Source organism: Streptomyces inhibens (assembly GCF_022221585.1).
GTDB classification, from domain to species: domain Bacteria; phylum Actinomycetota; class Actinomycetes; order Streptomycetales; family Streptomycetaceae; genus Streptomyces; species Streptomyces inhibens.
The window spans coordinates 9595339-9613019 of sequence record NZ_CP084681.1; the positions used below are offsets into that span (position 1 = coordinate 9595339).

Consider the following 17681-nt stretch of genomic DNA (forward strand, 5'->3'; position numbering starts at 1 on the left):
GTGACGGTTGGGCAGGCTGGTCGTTGGTCTGGTCATGGGTGGGGACCTTGCTGCTGTCAGGGCGTGGGCCGGTGAACTGGACGCTGTGCACGAGCGGTTCGTGCACAGGTTTTCCAGGACGGAGCCGCGGGAGTCGGCGCTTGCCTATATGCGGGGACTGATCGCCCCGCTTGAGCGGAAGAACGGCTGGACCCTGGCCGAACAGGCCGGTCATGCCGCTCCGGACCGTATCCATCGGCTGCTGAACCGGATCGAGTGGGAGGCCGATGAGGTCCTCGACGATGTGCGTGACTACGTCGTCGAGAACCTCGGCGACCCCGACGCGGTGCTCATCGTGGACGACACCGGCTTCCTGAAGAAGGGGACCCGTTCGGCAGGTGTGCAGCGGCAGTACTCCGGGACCGCGGGACGGACGGAGAACTGCCAGGTCGGCGTCTTCCTCGCCTATGCAGCTGGCGGTGGCCGGACGCTGATCGACCGCAGGTTGTATCTGCCCACCTCCTGGACAGACGACCGCGAGAGATGCCGCAGGGCCGGTATCGACGACGAGGTCGGCTTCGAGACCAAGGTCGTCATGGCCAAGAAGATGGTCCGCCGTGCGATCGCGGACAAGATCCCGTTCCGGTGGGTGACGGCGGATGCGGCCTACGGCTTCAGCAAGGGCTGGCGCCATGAGCTGGAGCAGGCCGATGTCTTCCACGTCATGGCCACCACCCGGCACGACACCGTGGTCACCCGCTGGGCCTTGGACCATCCCGTCCACGACCTGTTCACGGGCCTGCCGCGGCAGAAGTGGAAACGCCGCTCGTGTGGGAACGGCGCTCATGGGATGCGGGTGTTCGACTGGGCGCGTGTCGAAGTCCGTCCCTGGCACCGCGAGGACCGCCGCCACTGGGTTCTCGCCCGCCGCAGCGTCAGGCGACCCGAGGAAATCTCCTACTACATCGCCTACTGTCCCGCCGGCACCACTCTTGATGAGTTGATCCAGGTTGCGGGCAGCCGATGGGCAGTCGAGGAGTGCTTTCAGACCGCGAAGCAGGAGTGCGGCCTGGACGACTACCAAGTCCGCCGCTATCCCGGCTGGCACCGCCACATCACCCTGGCCATGGCCGCACACGCCTGCCTGACCGTCCTGCGGTCCCGTGAACTCAATGCCGGGAAAGCAGAAACGGATCCTCCCAGCTCATCCACCTCAGCCTCGCCGAGATCAGACGCCTGATCACCCGCCTCACCAACCGCCAACCCACACCCGTCGACCACATCCTGCACTGGTCACACTGGCGCCGAAAGCGACAACACCAGGCCCGCATCAGTCACTACACACGACGCGGACACAGCCCATAGAACTGCCCAGCCATCAGCACAAACACCGTTGCAGTATTAGAGGGCATCTGATCAATGTTCACGTGGTTGTGGGTGGGATTTCCGTTTCGTTTCGCCAGGTTGGTGCCGATTCCCCTGTGAGCTCGCGGCTCATTTTGTTAGCCATTGCCCAGTGGATTATCGCCCGGGACCTCTGCGGCGACGTCTCGTAGTCCCGCACCAGGCGACGGTGCTGCATCAGCCAGCCGAAGGTCCGCTCAATCACCCACCGCTTCGGCAACGGGTGGAACCCCTTCACCCGCGGCCGCTGCACGACCTCTACATCGATACCAACGCCGGCACCATGTTGGAGGAAGCTGGCCGAGTAGCCACCGTCTGCCCAGACCTTGCTCACGCTCGGATGGGTAGCGGCCAGCTCGGTCAGCAACTGCTTGCCGCCGGCGGAGTCGTGGACCGAGGCGGCGGTGACGAGGACAGCCAAGGCCAGGCCGAGAGTGTCGGTGATCAGATGCCGCTTGCGTCCTTTGATCTTCTTGCCGGCGTCGATGCCCTGACTGGTCTCGGCGACGTTGCCCGAGGTCTTCACGCTCTGCGCGTCCACCACGGCCGCGGTCGGCTCCGTGCTGCGGCCGTGGGTCCGGCGAGTCTTGTCCCGTAACAGGTCGTGGACCAGCTCGGTGGTGCCGTCCGCTTCCCACTTGGCGTAGTAGTCGTACACAGTCTTGTAGGGCGGGAAGTCGTGCGGCAAGTACTCCCACGGGATGCCGGTGCGGTTGACGTAGAGGATCGCGTTGACGATCTCCCGCAGGTCGTGCACCCGGGCTGCCGTGCCGGGTCCGGTCCGTTTCTCCCGCCAAGCGGTGAAGACCGGCTCCATCAAAGCCCAGCGGACATCGGACACGTCACTGCGGTACGAACGACGAGCACTCACACACCGAGCAACGACCGCCAACGCTGCCAGTCACAAAATCATCCCGAGCTACCCGCTATCTAGATCAGATGTCCTCTTAGTGTGATGCGCCGGAAATCGCGGTCTTAAGTTTGTTGCTGATTGCCGGGAGTTGGCGGCGCGATCTTGGTGAGGTAGTCGGCGAGGGAGTGAAGGATCTCGTCGGCGGTCTTGGTCCATCGAAAGGGCCTGGGGTTCTCGTTCCAGGTGTCGATCCAGGCCCTGATGTCGTCATCCAGCGCCTTCACAGAGGTGTGGACGCCGCGGCGGATGAGCTTGTCGGTCAGCAGGCCGAACCACCGCTCGACCTGGTTGATCCAGGAGGAGCCGGTCGGGGTGAAGTGGACGTAGAAGCGGGGGTGTTTACCCAGCCACGTCTTGATCTCGGGAGTGTTGTGGGTGGCGTAGTTGTCACATACCAGGTGCACGTCGGGGCCGGTTGGGACCGCCTTGTCTATCGTGACCAGGAACTTCTTGAATTCGATGGCCCGGTGGCGGCGGTGCAGTTCGCCGATGACGCTCCCGTCGGCGATGTTGAAGGCGGCGAACAGGCTGGTGATGCCGTGCCGCAGGTAGTCGTGGGTACGCCGCTCGGGCATGCCCGGCATCATCGGCAGCACCGGCTGGGACCGGTCCAGCGCCTGGATCTGGCTCTTCTCGTCGACGCACAGCACCACTGCCTTCTCGGGCGGGTGGTGGTACAGGCCGACGACATCGACGACCTTCGCGACGAACTGCGGGTCAGTGGAGAGCTTGAAGGCGTCCTGCAGGTGCGGCTTGAGGTCGAACTTCTTCCAGATCCGGCCGATGGTGGACTTCGACAGCCCGGTCCGGGCGGGCATTGAGGCCCGTGACCAGTGCGTGTCTCTGCCCGGGGTGGACTCCAGCGTCGCGACGACGACGTCCTCGACCTGGTCGAGGAGGATGGACGGCGGCCGGCCGACCCTCGGCTCGCCGGCCAGGCCGTCAAGCCGACGGGCGATGAATCGTGCCCGCCATCGGTTCACCGACTGCTCGCTCAATCCGAGTTCGACGGCAACCTGCTTGTTCGTCCCGCCCTCCGCGCACCGCAGTACGATCCTCGCCCGCAGCGCCAGGAACTGCGCGGTCTTGGCTCGCCTCGCCCAGCGCGTCAGCTGGGCCCGCTCAGCCTCGCTGAGCACCAGCTCCGCCTTGCGTCGGCCCGGTCGCGGCATGTCACCCAGTCCAGCCGGCCGGTGAGTCGAGAACCGCGAACGCCACTTCCTTACCGTGCCGCGGTCACCTTGAGATCTGCTGCCACACGCGTATTCGGCCGCCCGTCCGCGCTGGCCAGAATGGTGCGCGCCCGCTCCGCGAGACGGGGCCCACCGCCCCGCCCGCCCAGCGCAACAGCTCGGCCAACTCCTCAGCGGAAAGCTTGACTTCGACAGCACGCGGCCCCGACGACATGGCAACACACTACAAACTTAAGGCCCCGATTTCCGGCGCATCACACTAGCTTCGATCTTTCGTGGCGGTCCGACAGTTCGCTGGCGGACCGTTTTGGTTTGTTCGGCGGGCTGTGGGTATGCCGATGTCCCGGCTGTCGTGTCGGGTGGGCGCCGGGTTCCACGCTTCCGGTCGGAGTGCTGCTGTTGTAGGGGTGGGCTGTTGTGGCTGGTCAGCCGGGGTTCGGGAGGGCGTCGAGTCGCTGGATCGCGTTGGTGATGATGTCGGTTCAGGGCCAGTGGCGGGCGAATCGCAGGTGCCGACGGCGGGCGGTGGTGACCAGCTGCGCGGCGGCGGAGAACAGGCGGAGTCGCAGGCGGCGGGGCTCCCACCTGCGGGTTTTGCCGGTCAGGGCGAGCATCGGCATCCAGGCCAGCAGGTCGAGGCGATCTGGATGATCTCCAGCCAGATCTGGTTCTGGGCAGTGTCGTGCAGGGGCAGGTTGCGCAGGCCGGTGGCGCGCGCGGCGCGGATTCGGTCCTCGGCGCGGGCTCGGTGCCGCAGCTCCAGCTGGGCGATGGGGACGCGGGTGGTGTTGGTGGCGAAGCAGGTCAGCCGCAGTCCGTCGGCGTCGGTGAATCGCAACTGGGCGCCGGGGTGCGGACGTTCCTTGCGGACGATCAGTCGCATTCCCGCAGGCCAGCCCTTCAGACAATCTCCGTCGATCTCGGCGACCCAGGCGCAGTCGCGGATCTCGCCGCCGGGCTCGACGGCCGCCGTCCAGGCCGGGGCGGGAACCTTCAGGACGGCCTGGTGAATCTGGTCGGTGATGGTCATGCCGACCGAGTACGACGGCCACCTGCCCCGCTTGGCGAGCCAGGCCACGAACTCGTGCGTCCCGCCGCCGGAATCGGTATGGATCAGTGTCTGCCGTCCGCGCCGATACTGCTTCGGCAGTTGGGCCAGCGCCAGCCCCGCGACGTTGATGTGATCGCTCGCGGTGTTGCTGCCCGCGTTGCCGGGCCGCAGCAGGCCCGCGACCGGCTCGCCGCTGCCGTCTTGGCCGTGGTCGACGAACCCCATCAAAGGGTGGTGTCCGAAGGCCTTCTTCCAGGTCGCGGTGGCGCCCTGCTCCTCGGAGTGCGCCAGCACGAGCACGCCGTCGATGTCCACGGTCACCTGCCGGCCGGCATCCGGTGCCGCGGTCCCGGCCAGCTTCCAGATGTCTTCGTGGACTTCGGCCCGCGCGGCCCGGATTGCGGTCAGGGTCTTCGGCCCAGCCCTGGCGAGGGTGTCGATGAGCCGGGAGACCGTCGGATCGGAGGCCACCGGCCCGAACACACCCGGCTCGGCCCGCAGCATGCCCACATCGGCCAGACAGTCCCCACCGAGCGCGACCGCGAGGGCCACATCCAGCGGGATCTTCCCCAGATCGTGTACCGCCCGCGACTTCCGCCACGGCGCCAGGGCCGCCGATATCGCCTGGTACAGCCCGGTCTTGCGGACCGTCTCCACCAGCAGCACCGACCCGGCCTGCGAGACCACCCGCGGCCACCACCCTCGACACGGACACGCGGGTACGACCCGATGCTCTTCTTCACCTGAGGAGTGCAACGGCTGATGAGGTACGCCTTCGGCTTCCAGCAGCAGGCTCACCGTACGCAGCGGCCGGCGCCTTTCCCACTCGGCAGGGCGCGCACCCGGGTCGGAACCGAGGTTGGTGAGGTGGCGGATGTTGCGGATGCCGTCGAGCGTGGCCCACAGCTCAGCTGGTCGCTGCTCGGTCTCGTCTGTTTCCTCTTCGTCGGGAGGTTCAGCACCGGTGTGTACGCGCAGGCGGCCCCGCCTGGCTGTTTTGGTCCTTCATCGCCACCCCGGCCTGGTTCGGCTTCCTTTGGCACGACGGTACGCGTGCCACGTCTGACGTGGTGGCTGTCGGCGAGGACGGCGAGCCGATGAGGACCGGCTACCGCACCAGCGAAGGTGACCGGCCCGAGCAGGTCCAGGTGCGCTGGGTGGGACCGCGGGGGAGTGGCGCGCGCTACCAGGAACAGGAGCAGCTCCAGCGCTGCCAGGCGGTGCTGCGCAACTGGGGCTTCGAGGCGGTGGAGGTCCGGGGTCCCGGCGGCCGCCGCTACCTGGAAGTGGAGGCGGCCCGTAGGGCACCGCTCTGACAGACATTGCGAGCGTGGAGGTTGTCGCCGCTGACCCGCCTCAGAGCCGCAAGCTGTTCATTGATGCCCTCGGCCTCCCGTTGGAGGGCGAAGGCGGCGGCTACTACTCCAGCGGGAGCACCCCTGGCTGTAAGCACTTCGGTGTGTGGCCGCTCTCGCAGGCGGCAGAGGCGTGCTTTGGCACACCGGAGTGGCCCGCCGACCGGGTGGTCCCCAGGCGTCAATCGAGTACGAGGTGGAGGACGCGAAAGCTGTCGCAGCGGCAGGCGGCGAGCTTCAGCGTGCGGGCTTTGAGCTATTGCACCCGGCCCGCACAGAGCCGTGGGGACAGACGGTGACCAGGCTTCTCACGGAGGATGGCTTGATCGTCGGCATCTCCTACGGGCTCCCTCGTTTCACGACGAAAAGTCTGCCTGAGCGCCAGGGCCGCGCCCGTCCTGGTCACCTCTGGGCCTCCAGCACTTCCACGTACGCTCCGTGCATGACTGTCGGGGCGGATGCACGCGAACTGTACGAGGCCTTGGTATGGCACGAGGGGGCGGAGACGTACGAGGCGGTTGTCGTGCCATGGCTCGATCGAGCCCAGGGTGGCTACCGGGCCTGGCTGGCTGCGGCGGCCGAGTACAGGTCCTGGTGGACCGAGAAGGAGACGGCTCTTGACGGCCAGAACCTCCTGTGGAACCTCTACGCCCTGAGCCGGGTCAGTGACCTGCTGCTGCTCGCCTTCCAGCCTCCCGCCAACGAGGTCGATTCCCCGGAGCCGTGGCTCAGGCTCCCAGAGCATGAGTACCTCGGCCTGTTCACCGCACTCGGCATGACGCCATTCGAAGTCAGCACCTTCGACCCATTCCTGCACGAGATCGTCGAGGTCGAGCAGGCCGACGACCCGCACGCGCCGATCGAGATCACCGAGGTTGTCTGGCCCGGTCTGATGATGGGTCAACTGCTCTTCAGTCGAGCCGGCGTCCGGGTCCGCGCCGGCGTCGAGCACGCCCAGCGCGGCGTCGCCGACCGCTCGCCGCTGTACTGGACCTTCCGGCGCCGACACCGGCCGACGGTCGACTTGTCCCAGGGGTGGGGTCACAACTCGCAGTGGCGCACCGATTTCCGCCTTGACTACCGGACCCCGACCGCCGATCGGCTCAACGTGGTGGAGGACCGCGAGATCGACGGCAGTACGGACATCAGCCCGGACCACCCGGCGAATCTCAGCCCTGAGGAGAGGCTCCTGACGCCCGACGAGCGGCGCGAGCTGTTGCGCCACCGCTGTCTCCTGCGGGTTCCCGAGGCCGCCGACGCGTTGGCCGGATCACCCGGTTGGGAGCGCGACATGATGCCCTTCGGGTGGCGACTTCCCGATTCCGAGCAGTGAACCGGTTCGTCCACAACGCGCCACTGCCCTCGACCGACGCCCTGCTCGCCGGAGCGGTGCCAGCGGTCGTCCTGTCCGAGGCCAAGTCCAGGGTGTCCGCCGCATCTGTGGCCCGGTACAGAGTCATCCGCTTCCAGATGTGCGCCTGGTCGGGCTCGGTTTACCGCAGCACTTCCTGGAGGTTGGAGACCGTCTCGGAGACGAGCTGGTGGACCGCGCGGCGCAGCGGCTCGGGCATCTGGGTGTCTTCCATGGCGGCACGCTAGCGGGGCCGCCCCCGACCGTTGGAGTCAGCCATCTCGCTTACCCGGACGGGCTAGGCTCCTTGCGGCCCGCGCCGGAGTGGAGCGCGCGGGCAGCCCCCGGCCCCCGTGACGGGACGCACAAGGCCGGGGCCGCACCTGTACGGCGACATCATGCCGAAGCCCACCTTCCCCCCGGGGCAGCCACCGGCGCGCAGGATGGCCCACCCGCCCCCGTAGCCGCTCTCCAGACTCGCCGCGTCCTGCGGTATCGACTGGCAGAGTGACTCCGAGGGCGGCCGGCTGGACTCAATGCTCCGGTCCAGTGACGGAGCAGCCGCCCCATCGCCTTGAGGCATCGGACGGGTACCCGGGACGTGATGTCAGTACCGCCCGCTACGTTGGTCCGCATGTTCGATAAGAGCTTCTACGACCTGACCTTCGGCGTAGCCCCTGGCGGAGCCCGCAAGGACGCCCATTTCATCAGTGCCACCTTGGACGAGGTGAAGGAGGACCTGGCGTCCGAACTCGCCGAAGAGATCAACCTGTACCTGATGTGCTGGTACGGCGCACGCCTGTCGCTGGACGTCTACCAACAGGGCGAACTGGCAGAGTCGATCGACCTCCACCCCTTCATCACGATCTCGATCCAGGGCTATCCGGACATAACCTTCGCGGGCCCGGGCGAACCGATCGGCTACGACTTCGAAGCGGACGAGGGCGAGGAGGGCGACGACGAAGCGGACGACGAAGCGGACGACGAAGAGGACGACGAAGAGGAGGAGAACGAGGCTGACAGCCTCTCCGAGCGTATGTTCGCGGGCGATCTCGGCGACAAGGTCACGGTCTCCGTCGACTGGGCCCGTACCCACGTGCCACCTCTCACCGGCGAGGTCGTGGGACCTGACGACACCGTGCAACTCGCACTGAGGTCGGGCTACCGCCCCCTCGCTTCATACGGCTTCTCCGACTTCGAGATGTGATGCCGTAGAGGGATCCAGGGCCGCGGCGGTGTTCCGGCGCCGGCGCCAGGTCCACCAGTGTCTTGACCGGGCCGTCCGCGCACAGTAGTGCATCCACAAGGTTGAACAGGGAATCCCCGCGACCGCTCAGGCACTCGTAGAACTCCACCTGGAAGCATGACAGCGTCGCGAACGCCTCCCGCCTATCCGGCTGTTGCCGCACACCCATCTCCGCGGCACCGGTCTGATCGGGTACGTCCTGGGTCGGAGCACAGGATCGGAGTGGGGCCACAGCCGGGCCCGGCGCATCGTCCCCGCAGCGCATCAACGCCTCCAGGCGGCTGCCGCCTTGGCCGCGGTGTCGAAGTCCTCACCGCTGGCGGCCGTTCGGGCAGCCCGCCGACTGGAGGTGACCGCTGTACGGGTCGGGTACTGGCCCGGCCTACGATGCCCGGCGGGACGCGACCGCCGAGCAGGCCGCCGCCCTCTGGATGAACGGGGACGCGGCTCGGACGCTGATGGCACGTTTTGGCCGTTGGAGCCCATACCGCTGAGCACCGGCTTGGTCGCGGCGGCGGACATGGGCGAGGCCCTGCCAGGCACGCTGAACTGCACCGTTGTCCGGTCACTACGCCACGGACCACAGAGACCGGCGCCAACTCCGCCACTGAAGGACTCGTCACCGCCCGCAGATGCCGCGATCACCGGCCCCGGCCCGCCCCACCCCGTGGGCCGGGGCCGGTAACGGAGTCGAGCGCGGCGGGGTCAGCCGTTGCCGGCACGAACGTGTCATGCCCAGGGGACGGTGCGCCAGGGGCTTTCGGTATGGGTGGTCAGCACGTGATGGGCGTGGAGCATTTCCGTGTACCAGTGCCCGAACTGCTCGTCGTCGAAGTGCAGGCAGCGCCCGAGGATGTAGCCGGCCGCGAATTCTTCCCAGGAGTTGTATGTCATGCGGCTCAGACGTGAGACGTGCCCGACGGCCTGTTCAGCTTCCCAGATGTCCGTGAAACGGGCGCCGACTCCCCAGCGGGCCATGCAGGAAGCCCGTCCGTAATCCCAGGCCAGAACGGACCGCACGCGACTGTTCGCGGCAAGGATGCCGTCCGCGCGGAAGCGGCCTTCGTAGCGCGTAATACGGCCGATCAGCTGCTTCACTCCGGCAACCTCGGCATCGGAGACCGCACTGCCCCTTTCAGCGGCGCTGTGGAGTAGCGCCCGCTCAGCTGTCTCCCGCCACAACGCTGGATCGACCTGCCCCCCGAATTGCTGGGACAGGGAGCTGCGTACCTCCAGCACGAACTCCCACGGGCCCCTGACGCCCCTGCCTTTGAGGAGGCCGTCCAGTGCTCCTCGCCAGCTGCTCTGGTCGGTCACACCCCACCACTGTTCCAGAGTCTTTCGCTCCAGGAAGTAGCCGTTGCCGTGGGTGCCCATGGCGTTCCACAGGGATCCGTTGGAGACATTCATCAGTGCCCCGCACCTGAGGCCGTGGGCGACGGGCCCTTGGAGGGGGGCACCCACCTTCAGGGTCCGCAGGGTGCCGCGCTGCACGTCCGACCCTTTTCCCCGGTCGGCATGGGCCTTCCACAGCCCCGGATTGGGCGGGAAGTATGCCTCGCACGGAGTGCCCGGGTTGACTGCCAGCCACCGCTCATCGTTGCCCCATGATTCGGCGAAGACACCAAGGAAAATGAGGCCGAACACGGGGTCGGGTGCGGGGGCCGGCAGGACGCCTTCCGTCAGGATGACTTCGCACCATCGGCCGACGGCGGGGCTCTGTTCTTGATCGGTGGGGGAAGCTGCGGCTGTGTTGCCGCGCTGGGCCCGCGCAACTGTCGGTCGCCTGTCGGCGGGGACAGCGACCTGTCGGCGGGATGTCGGTGACGCCCGGGACCGTGGGGACTGGGCGTGGCCGGCTGTGCATGTGCGGTCCCGCCCGCCTCGAGACCACCCCGAGCTACCGGGAGCCCGCCATGCCCTCCGTAACCCAAGTCCCGCAGTGGGACGTCCACCGGCTGCCTCGCGCCGAGGGAAAGAGTTTCCTGGTCACCGGCGGCAACGCGGGCATCGGGTATTTCGTCGCCGAGCAGCTCGCCGGCACCGGAGCCATGGTCGTCCTCGGTAGCCGCGACAGGGCGAAGGCCGAATATGCGATCGCTTCCATCAGCTCGTACGTCCCCGGTGCCAAAGTGAAGCATCTGCCCCTGGACCTGGCCGATCTTGCTTCGCTTAAGGCATCCGTGGACGCGCTCGCACTGGATCGCCTCGACGCCGTCGTCCACAACGCCGGCGTGGCGCTCGACCATCCACCGCGCCGCGAGACCACCGCCGGCCACGAGCTGATGCTCGCAACCAACCACCTGGGGCACTTCGCGCTGACCCACCACCTGGCCCCCCTGCTCACGGCAACCCCGGGGAGCCGGATCGTCACCACCGGCAGCTTCGCCGCCAAGTCCGAACGCCTGGACCTCGACGATCTCCAGAGCACGCACGACTACCAGCCCAAGCGCTCCTATGCGCGGTCGAAGTTGGCCCAGATGCTCTTCGCTTTCGAACTCGACCGCCGCCTGCGTGCTGCCGGCAGCACGACGCTGAGCGTGGTCGTTCATCCCGGCGGCGCGCTCGACTCCCTCACGCCTTCGCGCCCGCCATTCCATGTCCGGACCGCCGGCGAGCGGCTGCGCCATCTGCCGCTCGGCCTTCTCGTCCAGGGCAAGGACGCTGCCGCGTGGCCCGCTGTTCGGGCCGTACTCGACCCGGGCGTCCGCGGCGGCCAGATGTGGAGCCCCCGACTGTTCGGGCTGCGCGGTACGCCCAGAATCGAACCCCTCTGGAACCACCTCGTCGACACCACGACCGCGGCACGTCTATGGGCGGCCAGTTGCGACTTGACTGGCAACGACCTGACGTTCACCGCACCGACAAGGCTCGGTGAGACTGAAGGCCCAGCGACTGAACGCGGCGTAGGAGACGCCAGGACCGGATGAGATCGAACAAGCGGTCAAGACGGTTTGGCAAATGGTCAAGATCTCGTAACACAGGACAGAGGCCCAGGTCATGCCCAACAAGCGCCCTCGCGGACCGCAGCCGAACTGGCGGCCCAGACGTGAGACCCAGCGGGTGCTCGCCGCTGTCGATGCAGTCCTGGACCTCTATGGCGACTACCTGCCGGTCACTCTCCGGCAGATCTTCTACATCCTGCATGGCGACGGCGTACTCGCCAAGACGCGGCAGGACTATAAGCGGCTGGGCGAGTACGTCGGCATGGCCCGCCGCTCCGGCCGGATCCCGTGGTCGGCGATCCGGGACGACAAACAGGTCGCCGCGGAGGCGCCGCCCTCCTTCACCGGCCCGACCACTCCTGGCGGACCGTGGACGCGATCGTCCGCGACTATCGGGTCGATCGCCAGCACGGTCAGGCCGTGCGGTTGGAGCTGTGGTCGGAGACCGAGGGCATGGTTCCCCAACTTGCTCGTGTTGGTGAGGAGTTCGGAATCTCCTGCTACTCGGGCGGCGGCTTCGACGGTCTCGCTGGCAAGCACGATGCCGCCGGGCGGGCCATCGCCGGAGGCAAGGAGACGTGCATCCTTCACGTCGGTGATTTCGACTGCTCCGGCGAGGACGTCGAACGCGACTGGGTGGCGCGCACCGCGTGCTGGAGCCGAACCCAGCGCGTCCTGCTCACCTACGACCAGGTCATCAACGAATACGAACTGCCCGCGACTGAGGGCAAGCACGGTGACCGGCCTTCGCTCGCCGCTACGGCTTCGACGTCGACCGTCCGGTGCAGTGGGAGGTCGAAGCCCTGGAGCCCGCCGAGCTCCAGTGCCTGGTCCTCGCCGCCGTCGAACCGTATGTCGACCGCACCGTGCTCGCGCAGCAGATCGCACGCGAGGAACAGCAACGCCACGCCCTGGACGACTTCATCGGTCGCTGGGGCGTGGCGGGCGGAACCGGCGAGGGGCTGTCTTAGCGCTGTACGGGGGCCTGGGCGGCCTGTGCGAAGTGCAGCACGACAGCCTTGGCTCCGGCGGCGAGTTCGTCCGACAGGGCGTCGCTGCGCGGATGAGTCGGGTGGTTCTTCACCCAGATCATGGAGAACTTGATGATCTGATCGACGTCGCTGGGGCGCAGCAGGATTGCGTCGCCGGTGTGCAGCGGCTCGGGCCGGCGGTGCTGCCACAGCCGGTAGAAGTGGCCGTCGGCATCGTTGAAGCCCAGGTGCCGGTCGCCGTGCGGGTTGATCAGGTGGGTGGTGAAGGGCAGGTCGTTCGGGCCCGGCTGCCAGGGCTGTTCCGGCTGGCTCAACGCGTCCTCCATCGGCATGCGGTGATCACAACAAGCCCGAGTGTGTCAGCACCGGTCGGGAGCGGGCAGGGCTTCCGGCCACTTCGCCCGCTCCCGACCGGCGCCCGTCACGCCGGGGCCGCCTCCGGCTCTGGACGCAGCGAGGCGAGCGGGGAGCGCCGGCCTTTCTGGACCGTGCGCAGCTGTTTTCAGTCGACCTCGGTGCGGGCGGTGGGCAGCGCGTCGATGTCGGCGGCGCGGTAGAGCGGCACGCCGACCGCCCCGGCCCGGGACGTGCCGAAGCGGACCTCGATCGATTCGGCGGCCTTGATCCATCCCAGGCGCACCATGTGGGTGAACTCGGTTTACACGGTCGGTAAACTCGGTTCGTCTCACTGAGAGCCGTTCGGCTGCCTGGTCCGGTCCGAGCGGGGTGTCGGCGGCGACCAGTTCGGCCAGGTCCTCGCGCCGGCATACCTCCGCGACCTGGTCGGGGTGGAGCAGTGAGCCGTCGGGGTTCGCGCTCTGCTCGGTGAGCAGCCCACGGCCGATGAAACGGCGGACCACGAACGAGGTCACGTTCGCTTTCTCGCCCACCGCGTTCGGCGTGCCGAGGGCTTCGGCGATCCGGTCGGCAGCCGCGCCGCCGGAGATCGGCTTGCCCGGGAGCGCTGCCCGGATTACGTCCGCGTCCATCGCCTCATCGGAGGCCCGCGACCACTGCCAGGAGGAGAAGTCCGACGCCGGGATGAGCCCGGCGTGCCGCGCCCACCGGAAGGTGGCCGCGGGCACCCGAAGGCGCTTGGCGGCTTGGCTCGCGTCGTACTCGGTTCGTCCTGCCATGAGATCCCTCTTTCTCGCTCGTTCGCCTCGAAGCGGCGGACAGAACATGACGGAACATCCAAAAGCATGTCAATGCCCTTTGAAATCGGGCAAGTTGGTCCAGCGCCGCTAGGCCTGCGCCCGCGTACGCAAAGGAGTGCGGTCGACGCTTCGCCTGGGGCGGGTGGTGGGCGCCCACCCGTACGGCCGAGCGCTCCCTGACTCGCGACACGGGGCCGAAGTTCCCGCTGCATGGATCACGCCGGTAATCGCCAGGGTATCCGTCAGGCAGTCCTCGATGCCCTCGAAGGCGAACTGCGTGACGTGATCGTGGAAGCAGCCGCTCAAGCCTTCAACCGCGGCGATGTGACCCTCACTCCCAAGGAAGCCGCCAAGGCTCTGGGATGTGGCGAACGGTTTCTTCTCGACGGGTGCAACAAGTACGGCTTCCCCTACATCTGTCTCGGGAAGGCGAAGCGGTTCGGCCCACAGGAACTGCGCCAGATCCAGGACATGTGTCGGGTGCCGGCACAGCCGTCTCGACTTGCGAAGGCGCGGGCTGCTCGCCGGAAGAACTGACTGCCCCTTCCCGCGCCGAGGCAAGAACAGCGCACCGTCGCCCTGCAGAAACTACGTGCCGTGCCGCCAACGCTCAGCCGCTGTGCTGATTTTGACCGGATCGGAATCAGCGCTCGGGGCCGCCGCGGCCGCGGTCGTCACGCTGCTGGTGCTCGCGTTCCCCACGTTCGCGGCGGTCGGCCGCACGGCGCTCGTCCTCTCGCCCGTTGTCCGACTGCGGGCTCGCGGGCCGGCCTTCCCCGGTCCGGTCGAGGATGGCCGCGCGGTCCTCGCGGCCGCGGTCGAGGCGTGCGCGAAGGTCGGCCATCGCGCGGCGCCGGGCTCGTGACAGTCGTCTGCCCGGACACCGGCTTCGCCCGGCTGTCGTACGGGCAAGCCCGCGCCCTGCTCGACCAGCACACCGCCGTACGCGGATCCGGCACGGGCTGGGACCTGCACGAGTACCGCCACTCCGGCCTGACCCGCCTCGGCGAGGCGGGCGCGTCGCTGTTGATGCTGATGGCCAAGTCCCGGCACAAGAAGCCGGAGAACGTCTGCCGCTACTTCAGCCCTCCCCGGATGCCATCGTCGAGCTCACCAGCCTCCGCGCCCCTGGCGATAGCCGACGCTGAGGCACATTCCCGTGGTTCGCCGTAGGGGGATGCCCCGCTGTCAATTCACCTCCGGCCCGAACCGACGCTTGTATGCCGACGGAGTGATGCCCGTCTCGCGGCGCATCAGCGTGCGCAAATTGGCAGCGGTGCCAAGCCCGCTGCGCCGCGCGACCATCTCGAAGCGGGACTCACCTCGCTCGATCAACCGGCATGCCAAGGCAAGTCGTTCCCCCGTGAGCCACGTCAACGGCGTTGTTCCCAGTTGTGCCCGGAAGCGGCGATGCAGCGTCGCCGGACTGACCGCCGCGCGCGCCGCAAGGTCAGAGACCGTGAGCGGTGAGTCCAACCGTTCCTGGGCCCAGGCCAGGACAGGCGCCAGGGACTCGTCCGGCAGGTCGGGCATGGGGCGCTCCACGAACTGCCGCTGCCCGCCGTCCCGGTGCGCCGCGAACACCAGTCGCCGGCTCACAGAGTTGGCGACCTCCGCGCCGTGGTCGCGGCGCACCAGATGCAGTCCAAGGTCGAGCGCGGCCGTGCTGCCCGCAGCGGTGAGGATGTCACCGTCGTCCACGAACAGCACGTCTGATTCGAGGTGGACAGAAGGGAAGCGGGCCCGGAAGGAATCCGCCCACTGCCAGTGCGCGGTGGCCCGGCGCCCGTCGAGGACTCCGGCCTCGGCCAGTGTGAAGGCGCCGCTGCAGAAGCCGACCAGGCGCGCGCCGCGCGCGTGCGCCCGTCGGACGGCATCGAGCACGGCGGGACGGCGGGGCACCTCGACGTCGGGGCGGTTGGGGACGATCAAGGTGTCCGCCGTGTCGGCCGCTTCCAAATCGGCGACTCCCGTGAGCGTGAAGAATCCGTCCCGCATCAGGGTGCGGGGCTCGGGGGAGCAGAGCCTGAAGTCGTAGAGATCACGGCCGATCTCTGGTCTGCGTAGACCGAAGACCTCGGTCGCGCAGCCGAGCTCGAAGGGGTTCGAGTTCTCGTCGACGATCACGACAACCTGGTGTACGCCCGCTGCGTGAACTGCGTGCGAGGATTCTTTCGTCATGTGCAATTCCTAGCACTCACGCCGGCTGTGCAAAACGGCTCAGGATGAGCCCATGAGTAACGAACCCATCCCCCTCAGCAAGGCTCTGGCCTCCTTCGATGCCCTGTGGAGCCCCCGCATCGTCACGCGCGTCAACGACTATGACGTCCGCATCGCCAAGGTCGAGGGCGAACATATCTGGCACGTCCACGACGACACCGACGAGTTCTTCCTGGTACTCGACGGAGAGCTGCACATCTCCTTGCGCGAGCCCGATGGGGAGCGCACGGTCCTGCTCCCACAGGGGGCGGTCTTCACCGTCCCCCGAGGCACGGAGCACAAGCCGTACGCTCCGTCCGGCGCCGCAATCCTTATGTTCGAGCCCGCCGGGACGCTGACCGTGGGCGATCGCCACGACGAGATCCCGGACCACGTGGACGCAACGACCGGGCACACGCTCAACACCTGAGCTGACAGGCTTCGGGCGCGCCCCTTCCAATGGCATCAGCCCGTCACCGGGTCGGTTCCGTTCACCGACTGCCCGGCAAGAGCGGCGCGGGACTCAATCCTCGGCAGCGTCCGGATCGTGCAGGGGGCGCATTCCGCCAGGCAGGGCGGAAAGCTGGAAGGAGTACCGCCCCAGCATGTTGACGTGATGCCGGACGAACGGCGAGAGGCGGGCCACGTCCTCGTCACGCACGTCGAATCCGTCCGCACGCAGCTGGGTGACTGCGGCGTCCATGTACCGCGTGTTGAACAGCACGAGCGCGTTCAGGACCAGGCCCAGGGTGCCGATCTGGTCCTCCATGCCGTCCTGGTAGCGCTGGTAGAGCTGCCCAGCCTTGCCGTGGAAGATCGCCTGCACTTTGATCTGGCGGCGGTATCCAGGCTCGTCGGCCAGGCGAAGGACGTGCAGGGTCTTGGCGAACCGGCCGTAGTGCGCGATCGAGTCGCCGAGTGGGGTGGGCCGGCCGTCGCGCGAGAACATCCGATCACGTCGTAGGCTCGGACGGCTCCGGTGTGGATGGAGCCGATGATCCGCAGGATGTCCTCCCAGTGCCGCTCGATCCGGGTCAGGTCGACCCGGCCGCGTGCCGCGTCCTGGAAGGCGCCGTAGTCGGCCGTACGGTCGATGCGCCACATCTTCTGATCCGGCATATCGGCTTCGCCTTCACGCCCCTGGCCATCATGGTCCTGAGCGACCCCCGCGCCTTCAGTCTCACTGGTCTCCTGGAACTCCCGAACCGTGACATGGTGAGTGACGTCGTCGATCAGCTTTACCAAGCAGCCGACAGTCCGCTCCAAGACCTGCGCGCCCGTACCTGGCCCGAGGACTGTATCCCCGGCCCCACCTTCCCCGACACGCGCCTCACCGCCGACGCCGACCTCATCGCCGACGGCATACTGATCGACTTCAAAAGCACCCGACACCCCCACATGCTCCGCAAAGCCGACGCCTGGCAACTGCTCGGCTACCTCCTGCTCGATACCGCCGACCACCACCGGATCGACACCGTCGGCCTCCACCTCACCCGCTCGGACACACTGGTCAGCTGGCCCGTCGAGGAGTACCTCGACCTGCTCGGCGCCTGCCGCCGAGACCTGACAGACTTCCGCGCCGCACTCAACGAGCTGCTCGACGGATGCGCCGCCGACGCCGAACCACGCGACCAGCAAGAGACCGATCGCATCGAACGGCTCCTCAAGCGCCTGGCCCCCGACATTCCTCCAGGACACTGCCAGGTCTGCGCACAACCGCGCCCAGCATCCAACCGTCGGAGCTACTGCTCCCGCTGGTGCGGCGTACGCGCCGCCACCCTCCGGAAGAACGGCATGCTGTCCAGCACGGCCACCGAGTAACCCCCCCAGGGTTCCATCGCCAACCTCCACAGAGCAGTTCGGCGTCGTGACGGCGCATGCGCATGGACGCTTCCG

Annotated in this window: 17 protein-coding genes and 3 pseudogenes; 11 read left to right on the forward strand and 9 right to left on the reverse strand. The window is 67.7% G+C overall.

Features of this window, described 5'->3' with window-relative positions; genetic code table 11:
- Positions 1–34 precede the first annotated feature (34 nt).
- Complete coding sequence (locus KI385_RS43215) at positions 35–1219, forward strand: IS701 family transposase (protein ID WP_238570223.1); 1185 nt, start codon at positions 35–37, stop codon at positions 1217–1219.
- Positions 1220–1402: 183 nt separating this feature from the next.
- Here the strand turns inward: KI385_RS43215 and KI385_RS43220 are convergent, their stop codons facing one another.
- From KI385_RS43220 to KI385_RS43230, 3 genes and pseudogenes are all read right to left on the reverse strand, one after another.
- Positions 1403–2254: an IS5 family transposase gene (locus KI385_RS43220; RefSeq protein WP_238577438.1), complete on the reverse strand. Its 852-nt coding sequence runs from the start codon at positions 2252–2254 to the stop codon at positions 1403–1405.
- Positions 2255–2358: 104 nt separating this feature from the next.
- On the reverse strand, positions 2359–3468 hold the full coding sequence (locus KI385_RS43225; RefSeq protein WP_238577439.1) for an IS630 family transposase: 1110 nt from the start codon (positions 3466–3468) through the stop codon (positions 2359–2361).
- 503 nt (positions 3469–3971) lie between these two features.
- Positions 3972–5283 (reverse strand): annotated as a pseudogene (locus tag KI385_RS43230) (IS1380 family transposase).
- 324 nt (positions 5284–5607) lie between these two features.
- Between KI385_RS43230 and KI385_RS43235 the strand changes: the two are divergent.
- From KI385_RS43235 to KI385_RS43245, 3 genes are all read left to right on the forward strand, one after another.
- Entirely contained in the window at positions 5608–5856 is a 249-nt protein-coding gene (locus KI385_RS43235; RefSeq protein WP_238577440.1) for a hypothetical protein, read from the forward strand.
- Positions 5857–6337: 481 nt separating this feature from the next.
- Entirely contained in the window at positions 6338–7228 is an 891-nt protein-coding gene (locus tag KI385_RS43240; RefSeq protein ID WP_238577441.1) for a hypothetical protein, read from the forward strand.
- A 652-nt stretch (positions 7229–7880) separates the two neighbouring features.
- Positions 7881–8453: a hypothetical protein gene (locus KI385_RS43245; protein WP_238577442.1), complete on the forward strand. Its 573-nt coding sequence runs from the start codon at positions 7881–7883 to the stop codon at positions 8451–8453.
- Between the two features lie 768 nt (positions 8454–9221).
- Here KI385_RS43245 and KI385_RS43255 read toward each other — a convergent pair.
- Positions 9222–9902 (reverse strand): DUF1266 domain-containing protein, encoded by a 681-nt coding sequence (locus KI385_RS43255; protein WP_238577443.1) that lies wholly within the window; start codon positions 9900–9902, stop codon positions 9222–9224.
- Between the two features lie 506 nt (positions 9903–10408).
- On the opposite strand from KI385_RS43255, the gene KI385_RS43260 reads away from it, so the two are divergent.
- The gene (locus KI385_RS43260) at positions 10409–11422 is read left to right on the forward strand and encodes an SDR family NAD(P)-dependent oxidoreductase (protein WP_238577444.1); all 1014 of its coding nucleotides are present in this window, start codon (positions 10409–10411) and stop codon (positions 11420–11422) included.
- 249 nt (positions 11423–11671) lie between these two features.
- Here the strand turns inward: KI385_RS43260 and KI385_RS43265 are convergent, their stop codons facing one another.
- Entirely contained in the window at positions 11672–12028 is a 357-nt protein-coding gene (locus KI385_RS43265) for a hypothetical protein (RefSeq protein WP_238577445.1), read from the reverse strand.
- Between the two features lie 191 nt (positions 12029–12219).
- Here KI385_RS43265 and KI385_RS43270 point away from each other — a divergent pair, with 191 nt between their 5' ends.
- Positions 12220–12408: a hypothetical protein gene (locus KI385_RS43270; protein ID WP_238577446.1), complete on the forward strand. Its 189-nt coding sequence runs from the start codon at positions 12220–12222 to the stop codon at positions 12406–12408.
- Here the strand turns inward: KI385_RS43270 and KI385_RS43275 are convergent.
- Together KI385_RS43275 and KI385_RS44375 are read right to left on the reverse strand one after the other, a co-directional pair.
- Complete coding sequence (locus KI385_RS43275) at positions 12405–12761, reverse strand: hypothetical protein (protein WP_238577447.1); 357 nt, start codon at positions 12759–12761, stop codon at positions 12405–12407. The two genes, KI385_RS43270 and KI385_RS43275, sit on opposite strands and share 4 nt — an antisense overlap.
- A gap of 170 nt (positions 12762–12931) precedes the next feature.
- The gene (locus KI385_RS44375; RefSeq protein WP_342593518.1) at positions 12932–13072 is read right to left on the reverse strand and encodes a hypothetical protein; all 141 of its coding nucleotides are present in this window, start codon (positions 13070–13072) and stop codon (positions 12932–12934) included.
- A 724-nt stretch (positions 13073–13796) separates the two neighbouring features.
- Between KI385_RS44375 and KI385_RS43285 the strand changes: the two genes are divergently transcribed.
- The 3 genes and pseudogenes from KI385_RS43285 to KI385_RS43295 form a co-directional block, all read left to right on the forward strand.
- The gene (locus KI385_RS43285; RefSeq protein ID WP_238577448.1) at positions 13797–14123 is read left to right on the forward strand and encodes a helix-turn-helix domain-containing protein; all 327 of its coding nucleotides are present in this window, start codon (positions 13797–13799) and stop codon (positions 14121–14123) included.
- 82 nt (positions 14124–14205) lie between these two features.
- Complete coding sequence (locus tag KI385_RS43290; protein WP_238578113.1) at positions 14206–14451, forward strand: hypothetical protein; 246 nt, start codon at positions 14206–14208, stop codon at positions 14449–14451.
- Positions 14340–14734, forward strand: a pseudogene (locus tag KI385_RS43295) (site-specific integrase); the annotation flags it as partial. The gene KI385_RS43290 and the pseudogene KI385_RS43295, both read left to right, overlap by 112 nt.
- Before the next feature lie 40 nt (positions 14735–14774).
- On the opposite strand, the gene KI385_RS43300 reads toward KI385_RS43295, so the two are convergent.
- A complete protein-coding gene (locus tag KI385_RS43300; protein WP_238577449.1) occupies positions 14775–15767 on the reverse strand; it encodes a GlxA family transcriptional regulator in 993 nt (330 codons plus the stop codon).
- 52 nt (positions 15768–15819) lie between these two features.
- Between KI385_RS43300 and KI385_RS43305 the strand changes: the two genes are divergently transcribed.
- Positions 15820–16215, forward strand: a complete 396-nt coding sequence (locus tag KI385_RS43305) for a cupin domain-containing protein (protein ID WP_238577450.1) — start codon at positions 15820–15822, stop codon at positions 16213–16215.
- A gap of 93 nt (positions 16216–16308) precedes the next feature.
- Here the strand turns inward: KI385_RS43305 and KI385_RS43310 are convergent.
- Positions 16309–16910, reverse strand: a pseudogene (locus KI385_RS43310) (Tn3 family transposase); the annotation flags it as partial.
- Here KI385_RS43310 and KI385_RS43315 point away from each other — a divergent pair.
- Positions 16803–17606 carry a hypothetical protein gene (locus tag KI385_RS43315; protein ID WP_238578114.1) on the forward strand — a complete coding sequence of 268 codons (804 nt, stop codon included), beginning with the start codon at positions 16803–16805 and terminating at the stop codon, positions 17604–17606. The pseudogene KI385_RS43310 and the gene KI385_RS43315 overlap by 108 nt on opposite strands.
- The last annotated feature ends 75 nt before the right edge of the window (positions 17607–17681 follow it).

Bases quoted from the DNA above. Each gene is read 5' to 3' on its own strand.
- KI385_RS43215 (WP_238570223.1), top strand. From the start codon at position 35: ATGGGTGGGGACCTTGCTGCTGTCAGGGCGTGGGCCGGTGAACTGGAC.
- KI385_RS43225 (WP_238577439.1), bottom strand. From the start codon at position 3,468: ATGCCGCGACCGGGCCGACGCAAGGCGGAGCTGGTGCTCAGCGAGGCT.
- KI385_RS43240 (WP_238577441.1), top strand. From the start codon at position 6,338: ATGACTGTCGGGGCGGATGCACGCGAACTGTACGAGGCCTTGGTATGG.
- KI385_RS43245 (WP_238577442.1), top strand. From the start codon at position 7,881: ATGTTCGATAAGAGCTTCTACGACCTGACCTTCGGCGTAGCCCCTGGC.
- KI385_RS43255 (WP_238577443.1), bottom strand. From the start codon at position 9,902: ATGAATGTCTCCAACGGATCCCTGTGGAACGCCATGGGCACCCACGGC.
- KI385_RS43260 (WP_238577444.1), top strand. From the start codon at position 10,409: ATGCCCTCCGTAACCCAAGTCCCGCAGTGGGACGTCCACCGGCTGCCT.
- KI385_RS43275 (WP_238577447.1), bottom strand. From the start codon at position 12,761: ATGCCGATGGAGGACGCGTTGAGCCAGCCGGAACAGCCCTGGCAGCCG.
- KI385_RS44375 (WP_342593518.1), bottom strand. From the start codon at position 13,072: ATGGTGCGCCTGGGATGGATCAAGGCCGCCGAATCGATCGAGGTCCGC.
- KI385_RS43285 (WP_238577448.1), top strand. From the start codon at position 13,797: ATGGATCACGCCGGTAATCGCCAGGGTATCCGTCAGGCAGTCCTCGAT.
- KI385_RS43300 (WP_238577449.1), bottom strand. From the start codon at position 15,767: ATGACGAAAGAATCCTCGCACGCAGTTCACGCAGCGGGCGTACACCAG.
- KI385_RS43305 (WP_238577450.1), top strand. From the start codon at position 15,820: ATGAGTAACGAACCCATCCCCCTCAGCAAGGCTCTGGCCTCCTTCGAT.